The organism is Kitasatospora sp. NBC_00240 (genome assembly GCF_026342405.1).
In the GTDB taxonomy this organism is placed as follows: Bacteria; Actinomycetota; Actinomycetes; order Streptomycetales; family Streptomycetaceae; genus Kitasatospora.
Map to the genome: position 1 here is coordinate 825,096 of NZ_JAPEMU010000001.1, position 19,386 is coordinate 844,481.

14 protein-coding genes are annotated in these 19,386 nt (G+C 70.8%); 7 read left to right on the forward strand and 7 right to left on the reverse strand.

Annotated elements, in window-relative coordinates:
* Positions 1 to 442: 442 nt before the first annotated feature.
* Together OG689_RS03490 and OG689_RS03495 are read left to right on the forward strand one after the other, a co-directional pair.
* Positions 443 to 2,866, forward strand: a complete 2,424-nt coding sequence (locus OG689_RS03490) for a ricin-type beta-trefoil lectin domain protein (RefSeq protein ID WP_266317479.1) — start codon at positions 443 to 445, stop codon at positions 2,864 to 2,866.
* A 332-nt stretch (positions 2,867 to 3,198) separates the two neighbouring features.
* Positions 3,199 to 3,627 (forward strand): ATP-binding protein, encoded by a 429-nt coding sequence (locus tag OG689_RS03495; RefSeq protein ID WP_266317486.1) that lies wholly within the window; start codon positions 3,199 to 3,201, stop codon positions 3,625 to 3,627.
* A 227-nt stretch (positions 3,628 to 3,854) separates the two neighbouring features.
* Here OG689_RS03495 and OG689_RS03500 read toward each other — a convergent pair whose 3' ends face one another.
* The 7 genes from OG689_RS03500 to OG689_RS03530 all read right to left on the reverse strand — a co-directional run bounded on the left by OG689_RS03500 (position 3,855) and on the right by OG689_RS03530 (position 9,879).
* Entirely contained in the window at positions 3,855 to 4,733 is an 879-nt protein-coding gene (locus OG689_RS03500) for an SMP-30/gluconolactonase/LRE family protein (protein WP_266317490.1), read from the reverse strand.
* 15 nt (positions 4,734 to 4,748) lie between these two features.
* The gene (locus tag OG689_RS03505; protein ID WP_266317495.1) at positions 4,749 to 5,714 is read right to left on the reverse strand and encodes a sugar kinase; all 966 of its coding nucleotides are present in this window, start codon (positions 5,712 to 5,714) and stop codon (positions 4,749 to 4,751) included.
* Positions 5,711 to 6,337, reverse strand: a complete 627-nt coding sequence (locus OG689_RS03510) for a bifunctional 4-hydroxy-2-oxoglutarate aldolase/2-dehydro-3-deoxy-phosphogluconate aldolase (RefSeq protein WP_266317500.1) — start codon at positions 6,335 to 6,337, stop codon at positions 5,711 to 5,713. The genes OG689_RS03505 and OG689_RS03510 overlap by 4 nt, the downstream gene beginning before the upstream one ends.
* 15 nt (positions 6,338 to 6,352) lie before the next feature.
* On the reverse strand, positions 6,353 to 7,198 hold the full coding sequence (locus OG689_RS03515; protein ID WP_266317506.1) for a hypothetical protein: 846 nt from the start codon (positions 7,196 to 7,198) through the stop codon (positions 6,353 to 6,355).
* Positions 7,192 to 8,337: a galactonate dehydratase gene (dgoD, locus tag OG689_RS03520; protein ID WP_266317514.1), complete on the reverse strand. Its 1,146-nt coding sequence runs from the start codon at positions 8,335 to 8,337 to the stop codon at positions 7,192 to 7,194. The genes OG689_RS03515 and dgoD overlap by 7 nt, the downstream gene beginning before the upstream one ends.
* Entirely contained in the window at positions 8,334 to 9,050 is a 717-nt protein-coding gene (locus OG689_RS03525) for a FadR/GntR family transcriptional regulator (RefSeq protein ID WP_266317522.1), read from the reverse strand. The genes dgoD and OG689_RS03525 overlap by 4 nt, the downstream gene beginning before the upstream one ends.
* A gap of 61 nt (positions 9,051 to 9,111) precedes the next feature.
* A complete protein-coding gene (locus tag OG689_RS03530; RefSeq protein WP_266317529.1) occupies positions 9,112 to 9,879 on the reverse strand; it encodes an SDR family NAD(P)-dependent oxidoreductase in 768 nt (255 codons plus the stop codon).
* 188 nt (positions 9,880 to 10,067) lie between these two features.
* Between OG689_RS03530 and OG689_RS03535 the strand changes: the two genes are divergently transcribed.
* The 5 genes from OG689_RS03535 to OG689_RS03555 all read left to right on the forward strand — a co-directional run bounded on the left by OG689_RS03535 (position 10,068) and on the right by OG689_RS03555 (position 19,364).
* The gene (locus tag OG689_RS03535; RefSeq protein WP_266317536.1) at positions 10,068 to 11,111 is read left to right on the forward strand and encodes a substrate-binding domain-containing protein; all 1,044 of its coding nucleotides are present in this window, start codon (positions 10,068 to 10,070) and stop codon (positions 11,109 to 11,111) included.
* 5 nt (positions 11,112 to 11,116) lie between these two features.
* A complete protein-coding gene (locus OG689_RS03540) occupies positions 11,117 to 12,718 on the forward strand; it encodes a sugar ABC transporter ATP-binding protein (RefSeq protein WP_266317538.1) in 1,602 nt (533 codons plus the stop codon).
* A complete protein-coding gene (locus OG689_RS03545; protein WP_266317540.1) occupies positions 12,715 to 13,755 on the forward strand; it encodes an ABC transporter permease in 1,041 nt (346 codons plus the stop codon). The genes OG689_RS03540 and OG689_RS03545 overlap by 4 nt, the downstream gene beginning before the upstream one ends.
* Before the next feature lie 98 nt (positions 13,756 to 13,853).
* Positions 13,854 to 16,286 (forward strand): hypothetical protein, encoded by a 2,433-nt coding sequence (locus OG689_RS03550; protein WP_266317542.1) that lies wholly within the window; start codon positions 13,854 to 13,856, stop codon positions 16,284 to 16,286.
* A gap of 732 nt (positions 16,287 to 17,018) precedes the next feature.
* Complete coding sequence (locus tag OG689_RS03555) at positions 17,019 to 19,364, forward strand: hypothetical protein (RefSeq protein ID WP_266317544.1); 2,346 nt, start codon at positions 17,019 to 17,021, stop codon at positions 19,362 to 19,364.
* The last annotated feature ends 22 nt before the right edge of the window (positions 19,365 to 19,386 follow it).

The window sequence follows — 19,386 nt, forward strand, 5'->3', positions numbered from 1 at the left end:
GCCCTCAGTGAACTGCCACGTCGCCCGACCAGCACGACGGGAACGGGGTCTTCCGTGGTTCACCCGACCGTCAATGTGCTGAGCCCCTGAACCGCTGCTGAATTCATCCGCCTGGTCATTCGCTCTCACGCCGTTGACCCGCCGGACCTCGCTGCCTACCGTTCTGGCCATCCGGATTCCGGTCCGTCGGACACGTCGGTCGGGGGAGCAACGAAGCTCGCCCAGGGGTGTCGACGGTGTCTGTCGCCAGTGCTGGACGGCCCGGCCACGCCTCCAGCACACCTCCCACTGCGCGCCACGAGGCGGCGAGTGGCGAGCGGGCGACGGTGGTCGCCGCGGCGGCGGTCGTGGGGGACCGTCGCCGCGGGGCCGTCTGATGCGCGCTCCTGCCGGAGCCGGCGCGCCGGGGTCGCAGCCACCGATCGAACCCAAGGAGACACCCATGCCCACCCGCCGAGAGCGCCGTCCCGCTCTCCCAGCAGCGACTGTCGGTGCGGTACTCGCCGCACTCGCCACGATGATCGGTCTGGTCCTGCCGACCGCCGCGCAGGCGGCCACCACGACGTCGATCACGCTAGACGGCAGCAAGCCGGGGCTGACCTTCGACGGCGTCGGGGCGATTTCCGGCGGCGGTGGCAACTCCCGCCTGCTGATCGACTACCCCGAGCCGCAGCGCAGTGAGCTGCTCGACTACCTGTTCAAGCCCGGCTACGGTGCGTCGCTCCAGGTCCTGAAGATCGAGATCGGTGGTGACACCAACTCGACCGACGGCGCCGAGGCCAGCTTCCAGCACACCCGTGGGGCCGTGGACTGCAACCAGGGCTACGAGTGGTGGCTCGCCGAGCAGGCCAAGGCACGCAACCCCGACATCAAGCTCGCCGCCCTCGCCTGGGGCGCGCCGGGCTGGATCGGCGGCGGGAACTTCTGGTCCCAGGACATGATCGACTACCTGATGTCCTGGTTCGGCTGCGCCGCGCAGCACGACCTGTCGATCGACTACGTCGGCGGCTGGAACGAGCGCGGCTACGACAAGGCCTGGTACGAGAACTTCCGGTCCGCGCTGAACACGAACGGCCACGCCGCCACCAAGGTGGTCGCGGCCGACGGCGACTGGGGCATCGCCGACGACATGGCGAAGGATCCCGCGTTCAAGGCGGCGGTCGACATCGTCGGGGCCCACTACGTCTGCGGGTACCTCAGCAGCGGCGCCACGTGCAACAGCACCCCCGCCGCGCAGGCCCTCGGCAAGCCGCTGTGGGCCAGCGAGAACGGCTCCCAGGACGCCAACACCGGAGCGGCCGCGGCCGCCCGCGCGATCAACCGCGGTTACATCGACGGCAGGATGACCTCCTACATCAACTGGCCGGTCATTGCCGCCCTGTACCCGAACCAGTACTTCTCCACCGACGGCATGTCCATCGCCGCCCAGCCCTGGTCGGGGAACTACCAGATCGGCAGGACCACCTGGGCCACCGCACACACCACCCAGTTCACCAAGCCCGGCTGGCACTACATCGACTCGGCGAGCGGCTACCTCGGCGGCGACCGGGTGAACGGCAGCTACGTCACGCTGAAGTCGACCAACAACACCGACTACAGCACCGTCATCGAGACGATGGACGCCACCGCCGCGCAGAGCGCGACGTTCACCGTCAGCGGCGGCCTGTCCACCGGCAAGGTGCACCTCTGGGCGACGAACCTGAAGTCCTCGAACACCGCCGACCACTTCGTCCAGGCCCCCGACGTCACCCCGGTCAACGGCACCTACACGCTGACCCTGCAGCCCGGCTACCTCTACACGGTCACGACGACCACCGGCCAGGGCAAGGGCAACACGACTCCCCCGGCGGCGTCCGCGCTCGCGCTGCCGTACTCCGACACCTTCGAGACCGCGACCGCCAGCACCTCGCCCAAGTACTTCGCCGACATGAACGGCGCCTTCGCGAAGACCGCCTGCGGCGGCGGGCGCACGGGCACCTGCCTGCGCCAGATGGCGCCCACCCAGCCGATCAACTGGACCCACGAGAACTACCACGCGCCCTACACCTTCATGGGCGACGGCAGCTGGAGCAACTACACGGTCGGCACGGACGCCCTGTTCGAACAGGCCGGAACGGTCGAGGTACTGGGCCGCATCGGCCAGCAGGCCAAGAACAACCAGGGCCTGAACGCCTACCACCTGCAGCTTTCGAACACCGGTGCGTGGTCCATCCAGCGCAGCGACACCGTCCCCAGGGCACCGGAGGGCACCCAGTGGGCCTGGACGTCCCTGGCCTCCGGGACGGTGACGGCACCGGGGACCAACACCTGGCACAGCCTCGCCCTGAAGATGGAGGGCTCCACGCTCACCGCGGCCATCGACGGTACGACCGTGGGCACCGCCACCGACACCACCTACACCAGCGGCCGGGCCGGCCTCGGCGTCACCGGCTACCAGACCGAGCAGTTCGACAAGTTCGCGCTCACCGCCGGCACGGCGTCCTCCCACACCGGCCCGATCACCTCGGGCGTGGCCGGCAAGTGCGTCGACGACGACAAGAGCTCGACCGTGAACGGCACCAAGATCCAGATCTGGGACTGCAACGGAACCAACGCCCAGAAGTGGACCTTCACCAACGGCACCCTGCAGGTCAACGGCAAGTGCCTGGACGTCACCGGCCGCGGCACCGCGAACGGGACCCTCGTCGACCTGTGGGACTGCAACGGCGGCGCCAACCAGCAGTGGACCCCGCAGCCCGACGGCACCCTGAAGGGCACGCAGTCCGGACGCTGCCTCGACGATCCCCGTGGCACCGCCACCAACGGGACCCAGCTGGACATCTGGGACTGCAACGGCGGGTTCAACCAGAAGTGGACCCTGCCGTAGGGATGCTCCGCGCATCCGCCTGACAACGCTCTGACACCGCCTCGTGAAGGCGGCGTCCCGAAGGGGCGGGCCCCCGCCCGCCCCTTCATCCGGCGTTGTCCGGCCCGAGGGCGGCGCCAGGAACGTGGATAACGTCGGTCTGGAGCCGCTGTGGCCGTTCGGAGTGATCAACGGCAGCAGCGGAGCCGACTTCCAGGCCGAGCGGCGGGAGGGCACTACGTACTCCCCGGACGGCATACGGGTAGCCGAACAGGTAGTACCACGGCTGTGCCCGGCGCCCGGAGCGGCGAGGGTGAAGACATCACCCGACAGATCCGACCGCGGGAGTCCCGATGACCAGCACAGCCGTACTGCCCCGGCCCACCGCGACCTGCCCCTCCCGGTCGGACCTGACCCTCAGCACCCACCACCTCGCCGGCATCCGCACCCTGCGCTGCCGCCTCACCGAGGCACTGGAGTCCTGCGGCTGCACCGAGGACCTGATCGACTCGGCGGCGCTGCTGGCCACCGAACTGCTCAGCAACGCCCTGCGGCACACCACCGCCGCGGACACCCCCCGCGGCGCCCGCCTGGACATGAACTGGGACGGCCACGACCTGACCATCGCCGTCAGCGACCCCGACCCCCTGCCCCCGACCCCCAGGACCGCCGACCCCGACGACGAAGGCGGACGCGGCACCGAACTCCTGGACGCACTCGCCACCCTCTGGGGAGCCCGCCCCACCACCACCGGCAAGACCGTCTGGTGCGTTCTCACCTGAATCCACCACCACGCACACCCGACGGCCCGTGCCCGACCGCTCCCGCCCGAGACCGCCCCCACATCCCGGAAGGGGTGTGGGGGCACTGGCCCGCCCGCTGCTCGATCGCCTGGCGGGCGGCCGCAACGGTCGACCCGCCGGAATCCATGGTCCGGGACGAGGAACCCGCGCACAGCGGCTGAAGCACGCGATCGCGCCCCGGGAGCCCGCCGGGGAGGCCCTGAGTCCTATTCCTGCCGGTAGGCGCGGGCGGCCGGAGCCGCGGCCTGGGCGGGCACCCGGAGCACGGACCCGTCCTGCCCGCCGGGCTGGCTGAGGCCGTACCGGGCGGTGGTGACGAAGAGGCTCCCGCCGGACGGGGTCAGGCAGACGGAGGTGGGCTGGGGAGTGGGCAGGCGCACGGTACCCAGCAGGGCACCGCCGGGATGGTAGCGGTGGACGGCTCCGTGTCCCCAGATCGCCACCCACAGGCAGCCGTCGGTGTCCACGGTCATTCCGTCCGGAGCACCACCGGCGCCCACGCGGGCGAACTCCTCGCGACCGTCCGGGTTGCCGTCGGGGTCGAGGGTGCATCGGTGGATCACGCCCGCCGCACTGTCGGCGACGTAGAGGACGTCACCGCTGGGGTCGAAGGCCGGGCCGTTGACGATGGTCAGGCCGTCGAGGACCCGGTGGACGGAGCCGTCGGGGTCGGTCCGGTAGAGGGATCCGGCGCCCGGGGTGCCGTCGTAGGCCATGCTGCCGGCCCAGAAGCGACCGTGCGGGTCGCAGACACCGTCGTTCATCCTGGTCCGGACCGGCGACCGGTCCTCGGGGCGGGCGAGCCAGTCCAGGCTTCCGTCCGGGCCGAGCAGGGCGATACCGGTGCCGGCCGCGGCGATCCAGTGTCCCGGGCGTCCGCTGACCGGAGCCACCGCGCCCAGGGGAACGTCGACGCGGGCGATCTCACGTGGGGTTCGCGGGCCGGGCAGATCGGGGACTTCGAGGAGGCGGCCGGCGAGGATGTCGACGTACACGAGCCGCCCGTCGATCCAGCGGGCGCCTTCGCCGAGTTCGTGGTCGCTGTCGGCCCAGACATCGGCGTACGACTGGTTGGAGAAGGACATCGGGACCTCCGGGGGCTAGCGCAGGGTGGTGCCGGCGGGCGCGTCGAGGAGGGCCAGCTCGCGGCGGGTGGGCAGGCCTTCCCAGTCCCCCCGGCTGGTGACGGCGAAGGCGCCGGTGGCGGTGGCCCGGTGGAGGCGGCCTTCGATGTCGAGTCCGTCGAGCAGGCCGGAGAGGTAGCCGGCGACGAACGCGTCGCCGGCGCCGACCACATCGACCACGGGTACCCTGCGTGCCGGCGTGCTGACGGTGCCGTCGGCGCTGCCGACGCTCGCGCCGTCGCCGCCGCGGGTGAGCACCACCTCGCGGCGCCCCTGGGCGAGCAGCGCGGCGACAGCCTCCCGCTCGGGCAGGTCCGGGTCGTCGGACACCAGGTGCAGTTCGTCGGCGGAGGCGACCAGCACGTCGGCCGTCCGGGCCAGCGGCAGCAGGACCCTCCTCGCCTCGGCCGGCGACCACAGGCGGGCCCGGTAGTTGACGTCGAGGCAGACGGTGATGCCGAGTTCGCCGGCCCGGGTGGCGGCCGCGCGGACGGCGTCGGCGGCGGTGGCGCTCAGGGCGGGCGTGATACCGGTCAGGTGGAGAATCCGGACGGCGGGGTCCAGCGCCGGCAGGACGTCCTCGGCCCGCAGGGCGGATCCGGCCGATCCCGCGCGGTAGTAGGCGACGCTCACCAGATCGGCGATCCGGTCCTCCCGGGCCAGCAGCCCGGTCGGCCGGCCGTCCGCGTCGACCCGCGCGTGGCCGACGTCGACCTGCTCCGCCCGGAGCGTGCGCAGGACGAGGGCGCCGAACTCGTCGTCGCCGACGTTGCCGACCCAACCCACCCGGTGGCCGAGTCTGGCCAGGCCGATCGCGACGTTGGCCTCGGCGCCGGCGACGGAGAGCTCCATCGGTGCGCCGAGCCGGACCGGGCCGGTGGCGCGCAGGGCGGCCATGGTCTCGCCGACCGTGACGACCGCAGGTCCTGTCGTGCTTGTCATCCCGCGATCTCCTCGGTCAGGGCGGTGCGCCAGTGGGCGACACGCTCGCGCAGTGCGTTCAGGCTGCCACCGTCGGCGGCGTCGCCGACCAGGGGCGAGCCGACGCCCACGGCCACCGCGCCGGCGGCGAGGTAGCGGAGCGCGGACTCGGTGTCGACACCACCGACGGGCACGAACGGCACGGCGGGGAAGGGGTCCCGCAGTGCTTTCAGGTAGGCCGGGCCGCCCAGGGAGGCGGGGAAGAGCTTGACGGCGAGGGCTCCGTACTCGGTCGCGGCGATCACCTCGCTGGGTGTCAGCGCTCCGACCAGTACCGGGATCCCGGGCAACGGACCGCTGCGCAGGTCTTCGCCGAGACCGGGAGTGACGAGGAAGTTCGCACCCGCGTCGGCCGCGCGGGCGGCGTCCACGGCGGTCAGGACCGTCCCGGCGCCGAGGGTGGCGAGGGAGCCGAGTTCACGGCGGGCCTGTTCGATCACCCAGAGGGCGCCGGGGGTGGTCAGGGACACCTCCGATGCGGTGATGCCCTCCTCCGCGAGGGTGAGGACGGTGCGCAGCGCCGCTTCACGGTCGGTGCCGCGCACGATGGCCAGCGTCCGGTGCGGCAGTTCGGTCAGGTTCATGGTGGGCCTCGTCGGTCAGGTCGGGTCGGTCGGGGTGCGGGTGCTCGTCGCGGTCATTTCGAGCGTCCAGCGCAGGGTGCCGCCGGCCGGCACCGTCGCCGCGTCGCCGGGCCCTGCCTCGGCGAGGTCGAAGACAGATCCGAGCATGGGCTCGACGCCGATGCTCCGGTACGGTGTCGGGGCCGGGAAGCCGCGCAGGTTGCGCCAGAGGGCGACGGAGACGGGGACGTCGGCGTCGGTGTGCAGGGACATGGAGAGCGTGTCGGGGCCGTCCAGGACCGTCACGCTCGCACAGCCGGTGAGTACGGACCCGACGGCGGTGCCGTCGTCCGGTCCGAGGCGGTCCAGGCGCAGGCCGTGAGGTGCGGGCCATGGTCCGGTGATGTGGTGGGCGCCAGCGGGCCAGGGCTGTGCCAGCAGTTCTGCCGCTTCGGGGAAGAGCCGGGTCGTGGTGGCCTCGGGGGCGGCCAGGCGGGCGTCCGGTGTGACGTCGAGCAGTGCGTGGGCCGCCCAGAGGAACCGGTATCCCGGTTCGGCGTGCAGCTCGTACACGGCGCGCAGCGCGGCGGGGCCGCCGACCACGCGTCGGCGCAGTTCGAAATCCGGGCACTGCACGATGTCGGTGTCGCCCTCGCGTCGCCAGGGCCGGGACCAGGCGTCTCCGTGGTCGGGGGTGCCGCGCACCGTCGGGATGCACTCCTCCAGGCCGCCGGCGTCGACGAAGGCGTCGCCGGGGAGGACGCCGGTACGGGCAGGATCCGGGCGGTGCCAGAGCCATTCGCGCTCGCCGGCGCGCAGGGAGGTCCACCGGCCGCCTTGCGACAGATCGGTGCGGGCGGCGACGGGCAGGTCGGTCACCATTCCGCGAACGACCCGTCCTGGTGGAACCAGACGGGATTGCGCCAGCGGTGGCCGGTCTCGGCGGCGCGGCGCACCGCCTCCTCGTCGATCTCGATGCCGAGGCCCGGGCCGGTGGGCCGGGCGGCGTGACCGTCGGTGAAGCGGAAGGGCTCGGGGTCGACCAAGTAGTCCAGGAGGTCGTTCCCCTGGTTGTAGTGGATCCCGAGGCTCTGTTCCTGGATGAGGAAGTTCGGTATCGCGAAGGCAAGTTGGAGGTTGGCGGCAAGGGCGATCGGGCCGAGGGGGCAGTGTGGCGCCATCGCGACATCGTGGACCTCGGCGAGTGCGGCGATGCGCCGGACCTCGGAGATGCCGCCGGCGTGCGAGGGGTCGGGCTGGGCGACGGCGATGCCGGTCGCGAGCACGTCGCGGAAGTCCGAGCGGGAGTAGAGCCGTTCGCCCACGGCCAGCGGGATGGAGGTCGAGTCGACGAGGCGGCGCAGGTCGCGGGAGTGCTCCGGGAGTACCGGCTCCTCGACGAACATCGGGTGCAACGGCTCCAGCAGGGGCAGCAGCCGCCTGGACATGGCGGTGGACATCCGGCCGTGGAAGTCGACGGCCACGTCGCGTTCGTCGCCGAGCACCTCGCGGACCGCGGCGACCCGGTCGACGACGGCCCGGGTCTGGGCCGGGGTGTCGATGGGGCCCATCTGTGCCGACCCGTTCATCTTGACGGCGGTGAAGCCGGCGTCGATCTGGGCCTGGGCGAGTTCGGCGACCTCGGAGGGGCTGTCGCCACCGATCCACGCGTACACCCGCACGCGATCACGGACGTGGCCGCCCAGCAACTGGTGGACGGGAACGCCGTGCACCTTGCCCGCGATGTCCCACAGCGCCTGGTCGATGCCTGCGACCGCGCTGGAGAGCACCGGGCCGCCCCGGTAAAAGCCGCCCTTGGTCAGGATCTGCCAGTGGTGCTCGATGCGGAGCGGATCTTCACCGACCAGATAGTCGGCGAGTTCACGGACCGCGGCCTGCACCGTCTCGGCGCGGCCCTCGACGACGGGCTCGCCCCAGCCGGTGATCCCCTCGTCGGTGGCGACGCGCAGGAACAGCCAGCGCGGGCCGACAAGAAATGTCTCCAGCGATGTGATCTTCATTGGGTCTCTCTCCGAGCGGCATCGTCTATCAGGTGGTGGAGGTCGGCGGTGGCCTGGGCGAGCAGGTCGTGGACGGCGCGGGCGGCCGCCTCCGGCTCCCGTGCCCGGACCGCGTCGAGCACGGCCCGGTGGGCGGGGACGGCGTCGGCACTGTGGTCCGAGCCGTGCACGATGTGGTCCCGCACCCGCAGGCCGGCCTCGATCACCACCTCCATCCGGGTGAGGAGTTCGTTGTGGGCGGCGGCCAGCAGTACGCGGTGGAATGCGAGGTCGGCCTCGACCGCGGCATGGGCGTCGCTGCCCGCGGCGGCCATCCGCTCCAGTGCGTCCTCCAGCGCGGCGAGGTCGGCCTCGTCACGGCGCTCGGCGGCCAGCCGGGCACCGGCCGGCTCGACGATGGATCGGACCTCGCCGAGGTTGTCGAGGAAGGTCGCGTCGGGGATGCCGAGACCCTGCCAGCGCAGCAGATCACTGTCCAGCAGGTTCCAGTCGGAGCGCGGCCTGACGAAGGTGCCGCGCTTCTGGCGGGATCCGATCAGCCCCTTGGACGCCAGTACTCGCAGCGCCTCGCGCACGACAGTCTTGCTGACACCGAGTTCCTGCTCGATCTGGTCGGGGTAGATCGAGGCGCCCGGGGCGTAGGTACCGCGGATGATCCGTTCACCGATGATCTCGACGGCCTGTCCGTGCAGTCCTCGTGCCGGCTGGTTCATGGGGGCTCTCCCTCGGTCGCTCTGCGCGGGGCGGTCGCGCGCACGTCTGTATATCGCATGTTCACGAGGAAGCTTTGACCACGGACCAGCCACCGTCGACCACCAGGTTCACGCCGGTGACGTAGGAAGCGTCCGAGGAGGCGAGGAACGCCACGGCGGCCGCGACCTCCTCGGGCCGCCCGAAGCGCTTGGCGACGGTCTCGGCGACGCTGCCGGCCCGCCCCGCCTCGTCCACCCGGTCCCACGCCGCGGTCATGATCGGCCCGGGCACGACGGTGTTGACCCGCACCTGCGGGCCGTACTCGACGGCGAGCTGGCGCCCCATCGCGCAGAGCGCGCCCTTGGCGGCGGCGTACGCGGGATGTCCCGGCAGGCCGACCAGTGCGTGGACGGACGAGGTGAGCACCACCGAACCCTCGCTGTCCCGCAGGGCACCGGCGAGGGCCCGGACCCCCAACCAGGACGCCTTGAGCGTCACGGCGAGCTGGAGGTCCCACTCGGCCTCGGTCAGCTCGTGGGCGGGCTTGACCACCACGGCGTAGGCGTTGCTGTGCAGTACGTCCAGCCGCCCGTACCGGTTGTGCACATGCGCGGCCAGCTCGTCCCACATCGCGGCGGAGGTCACGTCGCCGTGCCGGTACTCGGCCTGGCCACCTCCTCTCCGGATCGTCTCGACGACGGCCTGACCGGCCGTGTCGGCGATGTCGACGGCGACGACGGAGGCGCCTTCGGCGGCCAGCCGCTGCGCGGTCGCGGCACCGATGCCGCTGGCGGCACCGGTGATCAGGGCGACACGGCCCGGGAATCTTCGACAGGTCTTCTCAGTCACGTCACCACCGTAGCGCTTGTGATTAATTATGCAAATATATTGACAGCGATGGTTCCCCGGTCCCAGGATTCGAGCCCAGGACGACAGGCGAGAAGGCAGCTCGCGGCCGAAGCCGCAGCAGTTCCGGGCCACGGACCCGCCGGCCGGTCGGCTTCCTGAAGAACCCCACCCTCCCCTTGGAGCTCCAAATGATCACCGTACGCAGCCGCGGTATCGCCGCTGTCCTCGGCGCAGCCGTCGTTCTCGGTCTGAGCGCGTGTTCGACCGGTCAGACCTCCGGCGGCGCCGGCGATGCCTCGGTCGCCCCGGTCAGCGGGAAGATCTCCCTGACCTACCTGCAGAAGCAGGGCGACCAGCAGTACTTCATCGACGAGGCCAACGGCGCCAAGGCCAAGGCCGCCGAGCTGGGCGTCGACCTCAAGGTCGTCAACCTCGGCAACGACGCCAACAAGACCGTCAGCGAGGTCCAGTCCGCGATCGCGCAGAAGAGCAACGGCCTGATCATCGTCGTGCCGGACCCGGCCGTCGGCCCGCAGGTCGTACAGACCGCCAAGGACGCCAAGGTCGCACTGCTCACCTCCGACGACCAGATCTGCACCACCGGTCCCGACCCGGCCGGATGCGACAAGGCCAACCTCGTCCCGCGGATCGGCTTCTCCGGCCAGCAGATGGGCGCCGAAGTCGGCAAGCGCGCCGCCGCGGAGTACCAGAAGGCCGGCTGGAGCGTCGCCGACACCCGGGTCATCTCCGCCTGGAAGCAGGACGTCACCGTCTGCGGCGACCGTGTGCAGGCCGCCAAGGACGCCTTCAACACAGCCATCCCCGGTGTCCAGAACATCGACGTGGCCACCGACAACACCCCCACCGGCGCCCAGGACAAGATCGCCGCGACCATCACCGCCAACCACGGCGTCAAGCACTGGGTCCTCTGGGGCTGCAACGACGAGAACGTCCAGGGCGGCGTCACCGCCCTGCAGAACGCGGGCGTCAGCCCGAACGACATCGCCGGCGTGGGCCTCGGAGCCTACCTCGCCTGCAAGGACTGGGGCACCGACAAGCCCTCCGGCATGAAGGCCTCCCTGTTCATCAGCGGCAAGGAGGTCGGCGCACTCGCCGTACAGACGATCTTCGACCAGCTCAAGAACGGCAAGCCCCTCCCCCAGGAGGCGTTCGCCTCCACCACCATGGTGGATCCCTCGAACTGGCAGTCCGCCGGCCTGAAGTGCAGCTGAGCCGGATGAGCATCCCCAGCACGCGGGCACACGCGTTCGGGGCCGGGCTGGCAGCCGAAGGGCTCACCAAGCGGTTCGGCCCCGTCCAGGCTCTGCGCGACGTCACCCTGCACTTCCCGCCCGGGCAGGTCACCGCCCTGATGGGCGAGAACGGCGCCGGAAAATCCACCCTCCTGCGGATCCTCACCGGCGACCACCAGCCCACCGACGGCCGGGTCCGCCTGGACGGCGGGGTCCTGAACCTCGACTCGCCGACCGACGCGCGGCGCGCCGGGATCCGGATCATCCCGCAGGAACCGGAGATCATCCCGCACGTCTCGGTCGCCGAGAACGTCTACGCCGGGTCGCTGCCCCGACGCGCGGGCCGCCGCCTCGACCGGGCCGAGCTCCACCGCCGGATCACCACTGACCTGAGACGCCTGGGCTTCGACAAGGTCCTCGACCCCGACCTGCTCGGCTCCCAGCTCACCGCCGCACAACGGCAACTGGTGGAGATCCTGCGCGCCCTCACCGGGGACACCCCGCCCCGGGCGATCGCCTTCGACGAACCGACCTCCTCCCTGTCCGACCACGAGGTCGACGCACTGTTCGCCCTGATCCGGCGCCTGCGCGACGAGGGTATCGCCGTCATCTACGTCTCCCACCGCATGAAGGAGATCTTCCAACTCGCAGACCGGATCGCCGTCCTGCGCGACGGCGCCCTCGCCGGCACCGTGGACGCCAGGACGACCAGTGAGGGCGAACTCGTACGCCTCATGGTCGGCCGCGACCTGTCCGCGCTCTTCGCCCGCCAGCACGTCGCCGGCGACCGCGTCGTCCTGGAGGTCGACAACCTCACCACCGAGGACGTGCACAACGTCAGCCTCCAGGTGAAGGCGGGCGAGGTCGTCGCCCTGGCGGGACTGATCGGCGCGGGGCGCTCCCAACTGGCTCTGGCCCTCGCCGGTGACACCCCGATACGATCCGGAACCGTCCACGTCGACGGCAAACGGCTCCGACTGCGGGGACCACGCGACGCGATTCGCGCGGGCATCGGCCTCGCCCCCGAGGAACGCAAGGCCCAAGCGCTCTTCCTGCACCGGACGATCCGGGACAACACCTCCCTCGTCAGCCTCGGCAGACTACGCCGCTGGCGATTCGTTAGCCGCCTCCAGGAGAAGGCACTCGCCCAGGAATACGCCGACCGCCTGCGCGTACGCGCCCCCTCCATCGAGGCCGAGGTCCGCACCCTCTCCGGCGGCAACCAGCAGAAGGTCGTCCTCGCCCGCTGGCTCGCCCGCCGACCCGCCCTGCTGATCCTGGACGAACCCACCCGCGGCGTCGACATCGGCGCCAAGGCCGAGATCTACCAGATCATCGCCGACCTGGCCCGCAAAGGCACCGCCATCCTGGTCATCTCCTCCGAACTCCCCGAAGTCCTCGGCCTCGCCGACCGCGTCATCGTCATGCAGAACGGCCGCATCACCGGCCACCTCGACCACACCCAGGCCACCGAGGAAGCCATCCTCAGCCTCGCCATGGCCGACGACCTCGCACCCACCCTTCCGCACGAGACCACCACGGCACCTCGCACCGGAACCCACCCGGCCCCCGGAGGCACCCGATGACGACCGCCCTTTCCGTCGAGCGAGAGCCCGACAAGAACGGAAACCGGCCGACACCGGCAACCACCGCACGCACCTGGCTCACCTCCGTCGGTGGCCAGAACCTGAGCCTGATCGGCGCCCTGGTGCTGGTCCTGGGCCTGTTCGGGATCCTCAACGACAACTACCTCAGCGTCTCCAACATGCAGGTCATCGCCGAGGCCGCCACCATCACCGGCCTGCTCGCCGTCGTCCAGACCGCCGTCATCATCTGCGGCGGCCTCGACATCTCGGTGGGCTCCCAGGCCGGCGTCGCCTCCGTCGTCTCCGCCATGGCCTTCACCTCCACCGGCTCCAACGCCCTCGCCGGCATCGCCGCCGCCGTCGGGGTGGGCCTGCTCGTCGGCATCCTCAACGGCGTGATCATCGTCTACGGCCGCGTCAACCCCACCATCGCCACCCTCGCCGGCCTCGCCGCCTACAAGGGCCTCGCCCAGCTCATCTCCGACGGCCGCGCCCAGGGCTACGTCCTCAACAACGACATCTTCGTCTTCCTCGGCCGCGGCAAGATCGCCGGCCTCCCCGTCATGGTCTGGATCCTCATCGTCGTCGCCCTCGCCGTGCACCTGCTCCTCAAGTACACCGACATCGGCCGCAACGTCTACGCCATCGGCGGCAACGACACCGCCGCCCGCCTCGCCGGCATCAACATCAACAAGTACCTCGTCGCCGTCTACGCCCTCATCGGCGTCGTCGCCGCCGTAGCCGGCATCCTCCTCACCGCCCGCACCGGCTCCGGCCAGCCCACCTCCGGCAGCGAAGGCCTCGAACTCAAGGCCATCACCGCAGCGGCCCTGGGCGGCGCAGCCCTCAAGGGCGGCAAGGGCGGCATCGGCGGCACCCTCCTCGCCGTCGCCCTCCTCGGCTGCCTCGAGAACGGCCTCACCGTCCAAGGCATCAACGCCTTCTGGCAGAACGTCGCCCAGGGCGCCCTCCTCGTCGTCGCCGTCGTCATCCAGCAGCGCCGCAACGGCGAACGCCGCATCGGCCTCCCCGCCTAGGAGCGACCGATCCGTGCCCACCCCTGGATCGAAGGGGTGGGCACGGCACCCGCCCAACCTCCCCCACCCGCGTGATCTCCACCACCTAGGAGCTCCCGATGTCCCTTGCCTCTGCCCCCTCGAACCGTCCTGACCCGGCGACAGCCGGCTTCCCCGCGCCGCCCGCACGGACGGCCCGCCCGGTCCGCCGCATCGCCAGCCTGGCGCTGAGCGCCGCGATCCTCGTCACCGGTTCGCTGGCGGTCACGGCCGTCAGTGCGCCCACCCCCGCCGAGGCGATGGTTCCGCCCGGTGCCATCGGTGCGACGACCCCGCCCATGGGCTGGAACTCCTGGTACTTCTTCAACAACAACATCACCGCCAAGGCCATCGCCGACCAGGCGGCCGGACTCGCCACGCCGAACGCGAACCTCGCGCTCACCGGCACGGGTACCCACAAGAGTCTTGCCGACCTCGGCTACCGCGACGTCAGCATCGACGGAGGATGGTGGACCGGCAGCGGCAGCGGACGCGACGCCAGCGGCACCATCGTCCCCAACGCCGGCTTCCTTCCCAGCGGCGCCATGAGCAAGGCCGTGACGCTGTCCAACGGCACCACCGTTCCCGCACACGCGCTGAACACGATGAAGGACCTCACCGACTACGTCCACGCCCTCGGCCTGAAGGCCGGCATGTACACCGACACTGGCACCACCGGCTGCGGCGGCCAGCGCGGCAGTGGCAACAACGAGGCCAAGGACGTCACCACGTTCGCGGACTGGGGGTACGACTGGGTGAAGGTGGACCACTGCGGCGGAACCCCGACCAAGTACGGCACGGTCATGGCGGACTACAAGGACTGGGGCAGCCTGACGGCCAATGCCAAGTCCTCCGCCGGCGTCGCGCACCCGCTGGCGCTGGAGATCTGCGAGTGGGGCACGGGCGCCCCGGACGGCCCCTGGGTGTGGGGCGGTGCAGCCAGCCGGACCTGGCGCACCGGGCGCGACATCACCGGGGCCGCCGGTTACGGGACGACGTCCAACGGCGGCTCGACCTGGATCAACTGGAGCCAGGTCCAGGGCAACTTCAACCTGAACGACCACCCCAGCAACGAAGGTCCCGGCCAGTACAACGACCCGGACTACCTGCTGATCGGGCCCGGCTTCGGCGACAACCCGGCCACCGGGCAGCAGCAGACCCACGGCACGGACACCACTCTCTGGGGCCTCACCCCGGACGAGCAGCAGTCCTACTTCGGGATGTGGGCCATCCAGGGCGCGCCGCTGGTGCTGGCGACCGACACCCCCAACCTCACTGCGGCGTCCGCGGCCATCGTCGGCAACGAGTCCGTGATCGCCGTCGACCAGGACAGCGCCGTCCACCAGGGGCAGAAGGTCATCGACAACGGCAACGTCCAGGTCTGGTCCAAGCAGCTGGCAACCGCCGGCACCCGCGCCGTGCTGCTGCTCAACACCAGCAGCACCTCGCAGACCTACTCCTTCACCACCCAGAACCTCGGCCTGAACGGCACCGCCACGGTGCAGAACCTCTACACCGGCGCGGGCCTGGGCACCCTCAGCTCCACCGGATCGAAGTCCTTCACCCTGGCCCCGCACCAGTCCGTGATGCTCAAGCTCACCGGCGCCACCGAACAGAAGCCCGAAACCGTCTTCGCTCCGACCGCGACCGGCATCAGTCAGAAGAGTTGGAACGGCAGCACCTGGTCCGGCTGGCAGACCCTGGCCCTGGGCACCGCCGGCTCCACCGGCCCCGGTTCGATCCAGGGCGAGCCCGCCGTCGTCTCCTCCGCGGGTGGCGTTGATGTCTTCGTCCGCGGTACGGACAACGCCCTGTGGGCGAACACCTACAAGAACGGCGCCTGGGGCAGTTGGGTGAACCTCGGCGGGACGCTCTCGGCGAGCCCCACCGCCGCGAGCCTCGGCCGCGACCGCATCGACGTGTTCGTCCGCAGCACCGACGGCAAGGTGTACCAGAAGACCTTCCAGCAGACGCCCGGTGCTAGCGACTTGCCCGCGTACTGGTACGACGTCAAGTGGACGACCAGTTGGGTGGGCCAGGACGCACCCAACGCGACCACCATCGTCGGCGCCCCCACCGCGGTGGCCTCCCTCAACCGCATCGACCTCTTCGCCCGCGGCACCGACAACGCCCTGTGGCAGAAGAGCTACGTCAGCGGCGAATGGACCGGCTGGACCAAGCGCGGCGGCACCCTCTCCTCCTCGCCGACCGCGGTCAGCGGCCACCCCGGACAGATCGAGGTGTTCGCCGCCCTCTCCCCCACCGGCAACATCGGCCAGCTCAGCTGGACCGCCACCGGCGGCTGGTCCTCCACCTGGTACGACCTCGGCCGCGCCGGCACCGGCGCACCGACCGCCTCCCAGGTCGGTGACCGCATCAACGTCTACATCCGCGCCACCGACAACACCCTGTGGCAGTGGTACCGCATCGGCACCGGCCCCACCGGCACCTGGCAGCAGCTCGACAGCACCACGAAGCTGACCGGCAACCCCGCCGCGGCCGCCCACCCCTGATCGGCGCAACCCCCTTACAGCGCAGCCGCAATGAGACGGCCCGCCACCTTCCCCGGAAGGTGGCGGGCCGCCCACGTTCGCATCGAGCCGGCAGCTGGGGCGGCCGCAGGGACCCGGCCCGCGGTATCAGGTAACACCACGGTAACCACTCACCATTAATCATTGATAAATCTTGACGTCATCCATCGGCCTGCGGCATGCTCTTGCCAACGGGCCGGACGGCGTGGCGCAGCCTTCGGCCGGCCCGCCAACTCCGCCCGAAGAGACGGTCCTTGCTCCCGGGCGGCCGGGGAACACCGGGCGTTCGAGCAACCCCCTGGACGACCTCAGCACATCGGGTGTCCGTCGGGCCGATCGACGTCCTCATCGCCGGCCACCGGACAGGCCGATGCGGCGACTCCCCTTCATCATCTCCTCGGTCCCGCCACCACCCTTGGCGTCTGCGGACTCGGACGAGGTCGGTTTCGCGGCGGCACCCTCGTCATCGCCGTCGTCGTCCAGGAGCGCCGCACGGACCGACTCGTCGTCGACCCCGTAGGACCACCCGCCGCCCATTCAGGCCAAGGGCAGTTCTCCGTGTCGCAGAACTTGCCCGATCCGCATGATCTCCACCACTAGGAGCTCGCGATTTCTCCCGCTTCCGCACCTTCGTCCCGTCCCGACCCGGCGACGGCGGATTTCTCCCCGCCGCCCGCGGACCGGACGGCCCGCCCGGTCCGCCGCATCGCCGGCGTGGCGTTGAGCGCCGCGATCCTCGTCGCCGGGTCGCTGACCGTGAATGCCTTCAGCAACCCGACGCCGGCCCAGGCCATGGTCCCGCCCGGTGGGTACGGTGCGACGGCCCCGCCGATGGGTTGGAACTCCTGGTTCTTCTACGGTGCCAACATCTCCGCCAAGAACATCGCCGACCAGGCGGCCGGCATGGCGACACCGAACAGCAACCTCCCGGTCAACGCCTCGGGCACCCACAAGAGCCTGGCCGACCTCGGATACCGCGACGTCGGCATCGACGACGGCTGGGGTCCCAACAACGGCGCCGGACGCGACGCCAACGGCACCTTCACCACCAAGACCGGCTTCCTGACCGGTGCCCAGACCAAGGCGGTCACCCTCTCCAACGGCACCGTCGTCGCGGCGCGTGCGTTGAACTCCATGAAGGACCTCACCGACTACATCCACGAGCTCGGCCTGAAGGCCGGGATGTACACCGACACCGGTGCCCGCGGCTGCGGCGGCATGAGTGGCAGCGGTGACCACGAGGCCAAGGACCTGACCACGTTCGCGGACTGGGGCTTCGACTATCTGAAGCTGGACCACTGCGGCGGAACGCCGACCAAGTACAGCACGGTCATGGCGGACTACAAGGACTGGGGCAGTCTGGCGGCCAACGCCAAGACCTCCGCCGGCGTGGCGCACCCGATCGCCCTGGACATGTGCCAGTGGGGGGCAGGCTCCCCGGACGGCCCGTGGGTGTGGGGCGGTGCAGCGGGTCGCACCTGGCGGACCGGGCACGACCTCTCGGGCAACGTCGGCTGGGGCACGACGTCCAACGGCGGCTCGACCTGGGTCAACTTCGCCCAGGTCACGGGCAACTTCGACCTGAACGACCACCCCAGCAACCAGGCGACGGGCCAGTACAACGACCCGGACTACCTGATGATCGGGCCCGGCTTCGGCAACGACCCGGCGACCGGCAAGCAGCAGACCCACGGCACGGACACCACCACGCTCTGGGGGCTCACTCCGGACGAGCAGCAGTCCTACTTCGGGATGTGGGCCGTCCAGGGCGCGCCGCTGGTGCTGGCGAGCGACCTCACCAACCTCACCGCGGCGTCCGCGGGCATCGTCGGCAATCAGTCCGTGATCGCCGTCGCCCAGGACAGTGCCAACCACCAGGGGCAGAAGGTCCTCGACAACGGCAAGGTCCAGGTCTGGTCCAAGCAGCTGGCGACCGCCGGCACCCGGGCCGTCCTGCTCCTGAACCGCAGCACCACCTCGCAGACCTACTCCTTCACCACCCAGAGCCTCGGCCTGAACGGCACCGCCACGGTGCAGAACCTCTACACCGGCGCGGGCCTGGGCACCCTCAGCTCCACCGGATCGAAGTCCTTCACCCTGGCCCCGCACCAGTCCGTGCTGCTCAAGCTCACCGGCGCCACCGAACAGAAGCCGGACACGGTCATCGTCCCCACCGCCACGGGTCTCAGCGAGAAGATCTGGAACAGCAGCACCTGGTCGGCGTGGCAGAACGTGTCCCTGGGCACCGCCGGCTCCACCGGCCCCGGCTCCATCAAGGGCGAGCCCGCCGTCGTCTCCTCCGCAGGCGGCGTTGACGTCTTCGTCCGCGGCGCCGACGACGGGCTGTGGACCAACACCTACAAGAACGGCGCCTGGGGCAGTTGGCTCAATCTCCCCGGGATGGTTCTGACCGCGAGCCCGACCGCGGCAAGCATGGGACGCGACCGCATCGACGTGTTCGTGCGAGGCACCAACGGGCAGGTCTACCAGCGGACCTTCCAGCAGACGCCCGGCGCGGACGACAAGCCGGCGTACTGGTACGACGTCAAGTGGACGACCAGCTCGGTGGCGCTCGGCGGCCCCAGCACGCCCACCGGCAGCGGCACCATCGTCGGCGCCCCCACCGCGGTGGCCTCCCTCAACCGCATCGACCTCTTCGCCCGCGGCACCGACAACGCCCTGTGGCAGAAGAGCTACGTCAGCGGCGAATGGACCGGCTGGACCAAGCGCGGCGGCACCCTCTCCTCCTCGCCGACCGCGGTCAGCGGCCACCCCGGACAGATCGAGGTGTTCGCCGCCCTCTCCCCCACCGGCAACATCGGCCAGCTCAGCTGGACCGCCACCGGCGGCTGGTCCTCCACCTGGTACGACCTCGGCCGCGCCGGCACCGGCGCACCGACCGCCTCCCAGGTCGGTGACCGCATCAACGTCTACATCCGCGCCACCGACAACACCCTGTGGCAGTGGTACCGCATCGGCACCGGCCCCACCGGCACCTGGCAGCAGCTCGACAGCACCACGAAGCTGACCGGCAACCCCGCCGCGGCCGCCCACCCCTGATCGGCGCAACCCCCTTACAGCG

What these genes read in the sequence shown, in the direction of transcription:
- OG689_RS03490 (WP_266317479.1), top strand. Translation starts at nt 443, where the DNA reads ATGCCCACCCGCCGAGAGCGCCGTCCCGCTCTCCCAGCAGCGACTGTC.
- OG689_RS03515 (WP_266317506.1), bottom strand. Translation starts at nt 7,198, where the DNA reads ATGGTGACCGACCTGCCCGTCGCCGCCCGCACCGATCTGTCGCAAGGC.
- OG689_RS03535 (WP_266317536.1), top strand. Translation starts at nt 10,068, where the DNA reads ATGATCACCGTACGCAGCCGCGGTATCGCCGCTGTCCTCGGCGCAGCC.
- OG689_RS03540 (WP_266317538.1), top strand. Translation starts at nt 11,117, where the DNA reads ATGAGCATCCCCAGCACGCGGGCACACGCGTTCGGGGCCGGGCTGGCA.
- OG689_RS03545 (WP_266317540.1), top strand. Translation starts at nt 12,715, where the DNA reads ATGACGACCGCCCTTTCCGTCGAGCGAGAGCCCGACAAGAACGGAAAC.
- OG689_RS03510 (WP_266317500.1), bottom strand. Translation starts at nt 6,337, where the DNA reads ATGAACCTGACCGAACTGCCGCACCGGACGCTGGCCATCGTGCGCGGC.
- OG689_RS03500 (WP_266317490.1), bottom strand. Translation starts at nt 4,733, where the DNA reads ATGTCCTTCTCCAACCAGTCGTACGCCGATGTCTGGGCCGACAGCGAC.
- OG689_RS03550 (WP_266317542.1), top strand. Translation starts at nt 13,854, where the DNA reads ATGTCCCTTGCCTCTGCCCCCTCGAACCGTCCTGACCCGGCGACAGCC.
- OG689_RS03495 (WP_266317486.1), top strand. Translation starts at nt 3,199, where the DNA reads ATGACCAGCACAGCCGTACTGCCCCGGCCCACCGCGACCTGCCCCTCC.
- dgoD (WP_266317514.1), bottom strand. Translation starts at nt 8,337, where the DNA reads ATGAAGATCACATCGCTGGAGACATTTCTTGTCGGCCCGCGCTGGCTG.
- OG689_RS03525 (WP_266317522.1), bottom strand. Translation starts at nt 9,050, where the DNA reads ATGAACCAGCCGGCACGAGGACTGCACGGACAGGCCGTCGAGATCATC.
- OG689_RS03505 (WP_266317495.1), bottom strand. Translation starts at nt 5,714, where the DNA reads ATGACAAGCACGACAGGACCTGCGGTCGTCACGGTCGGCGAGACCATG.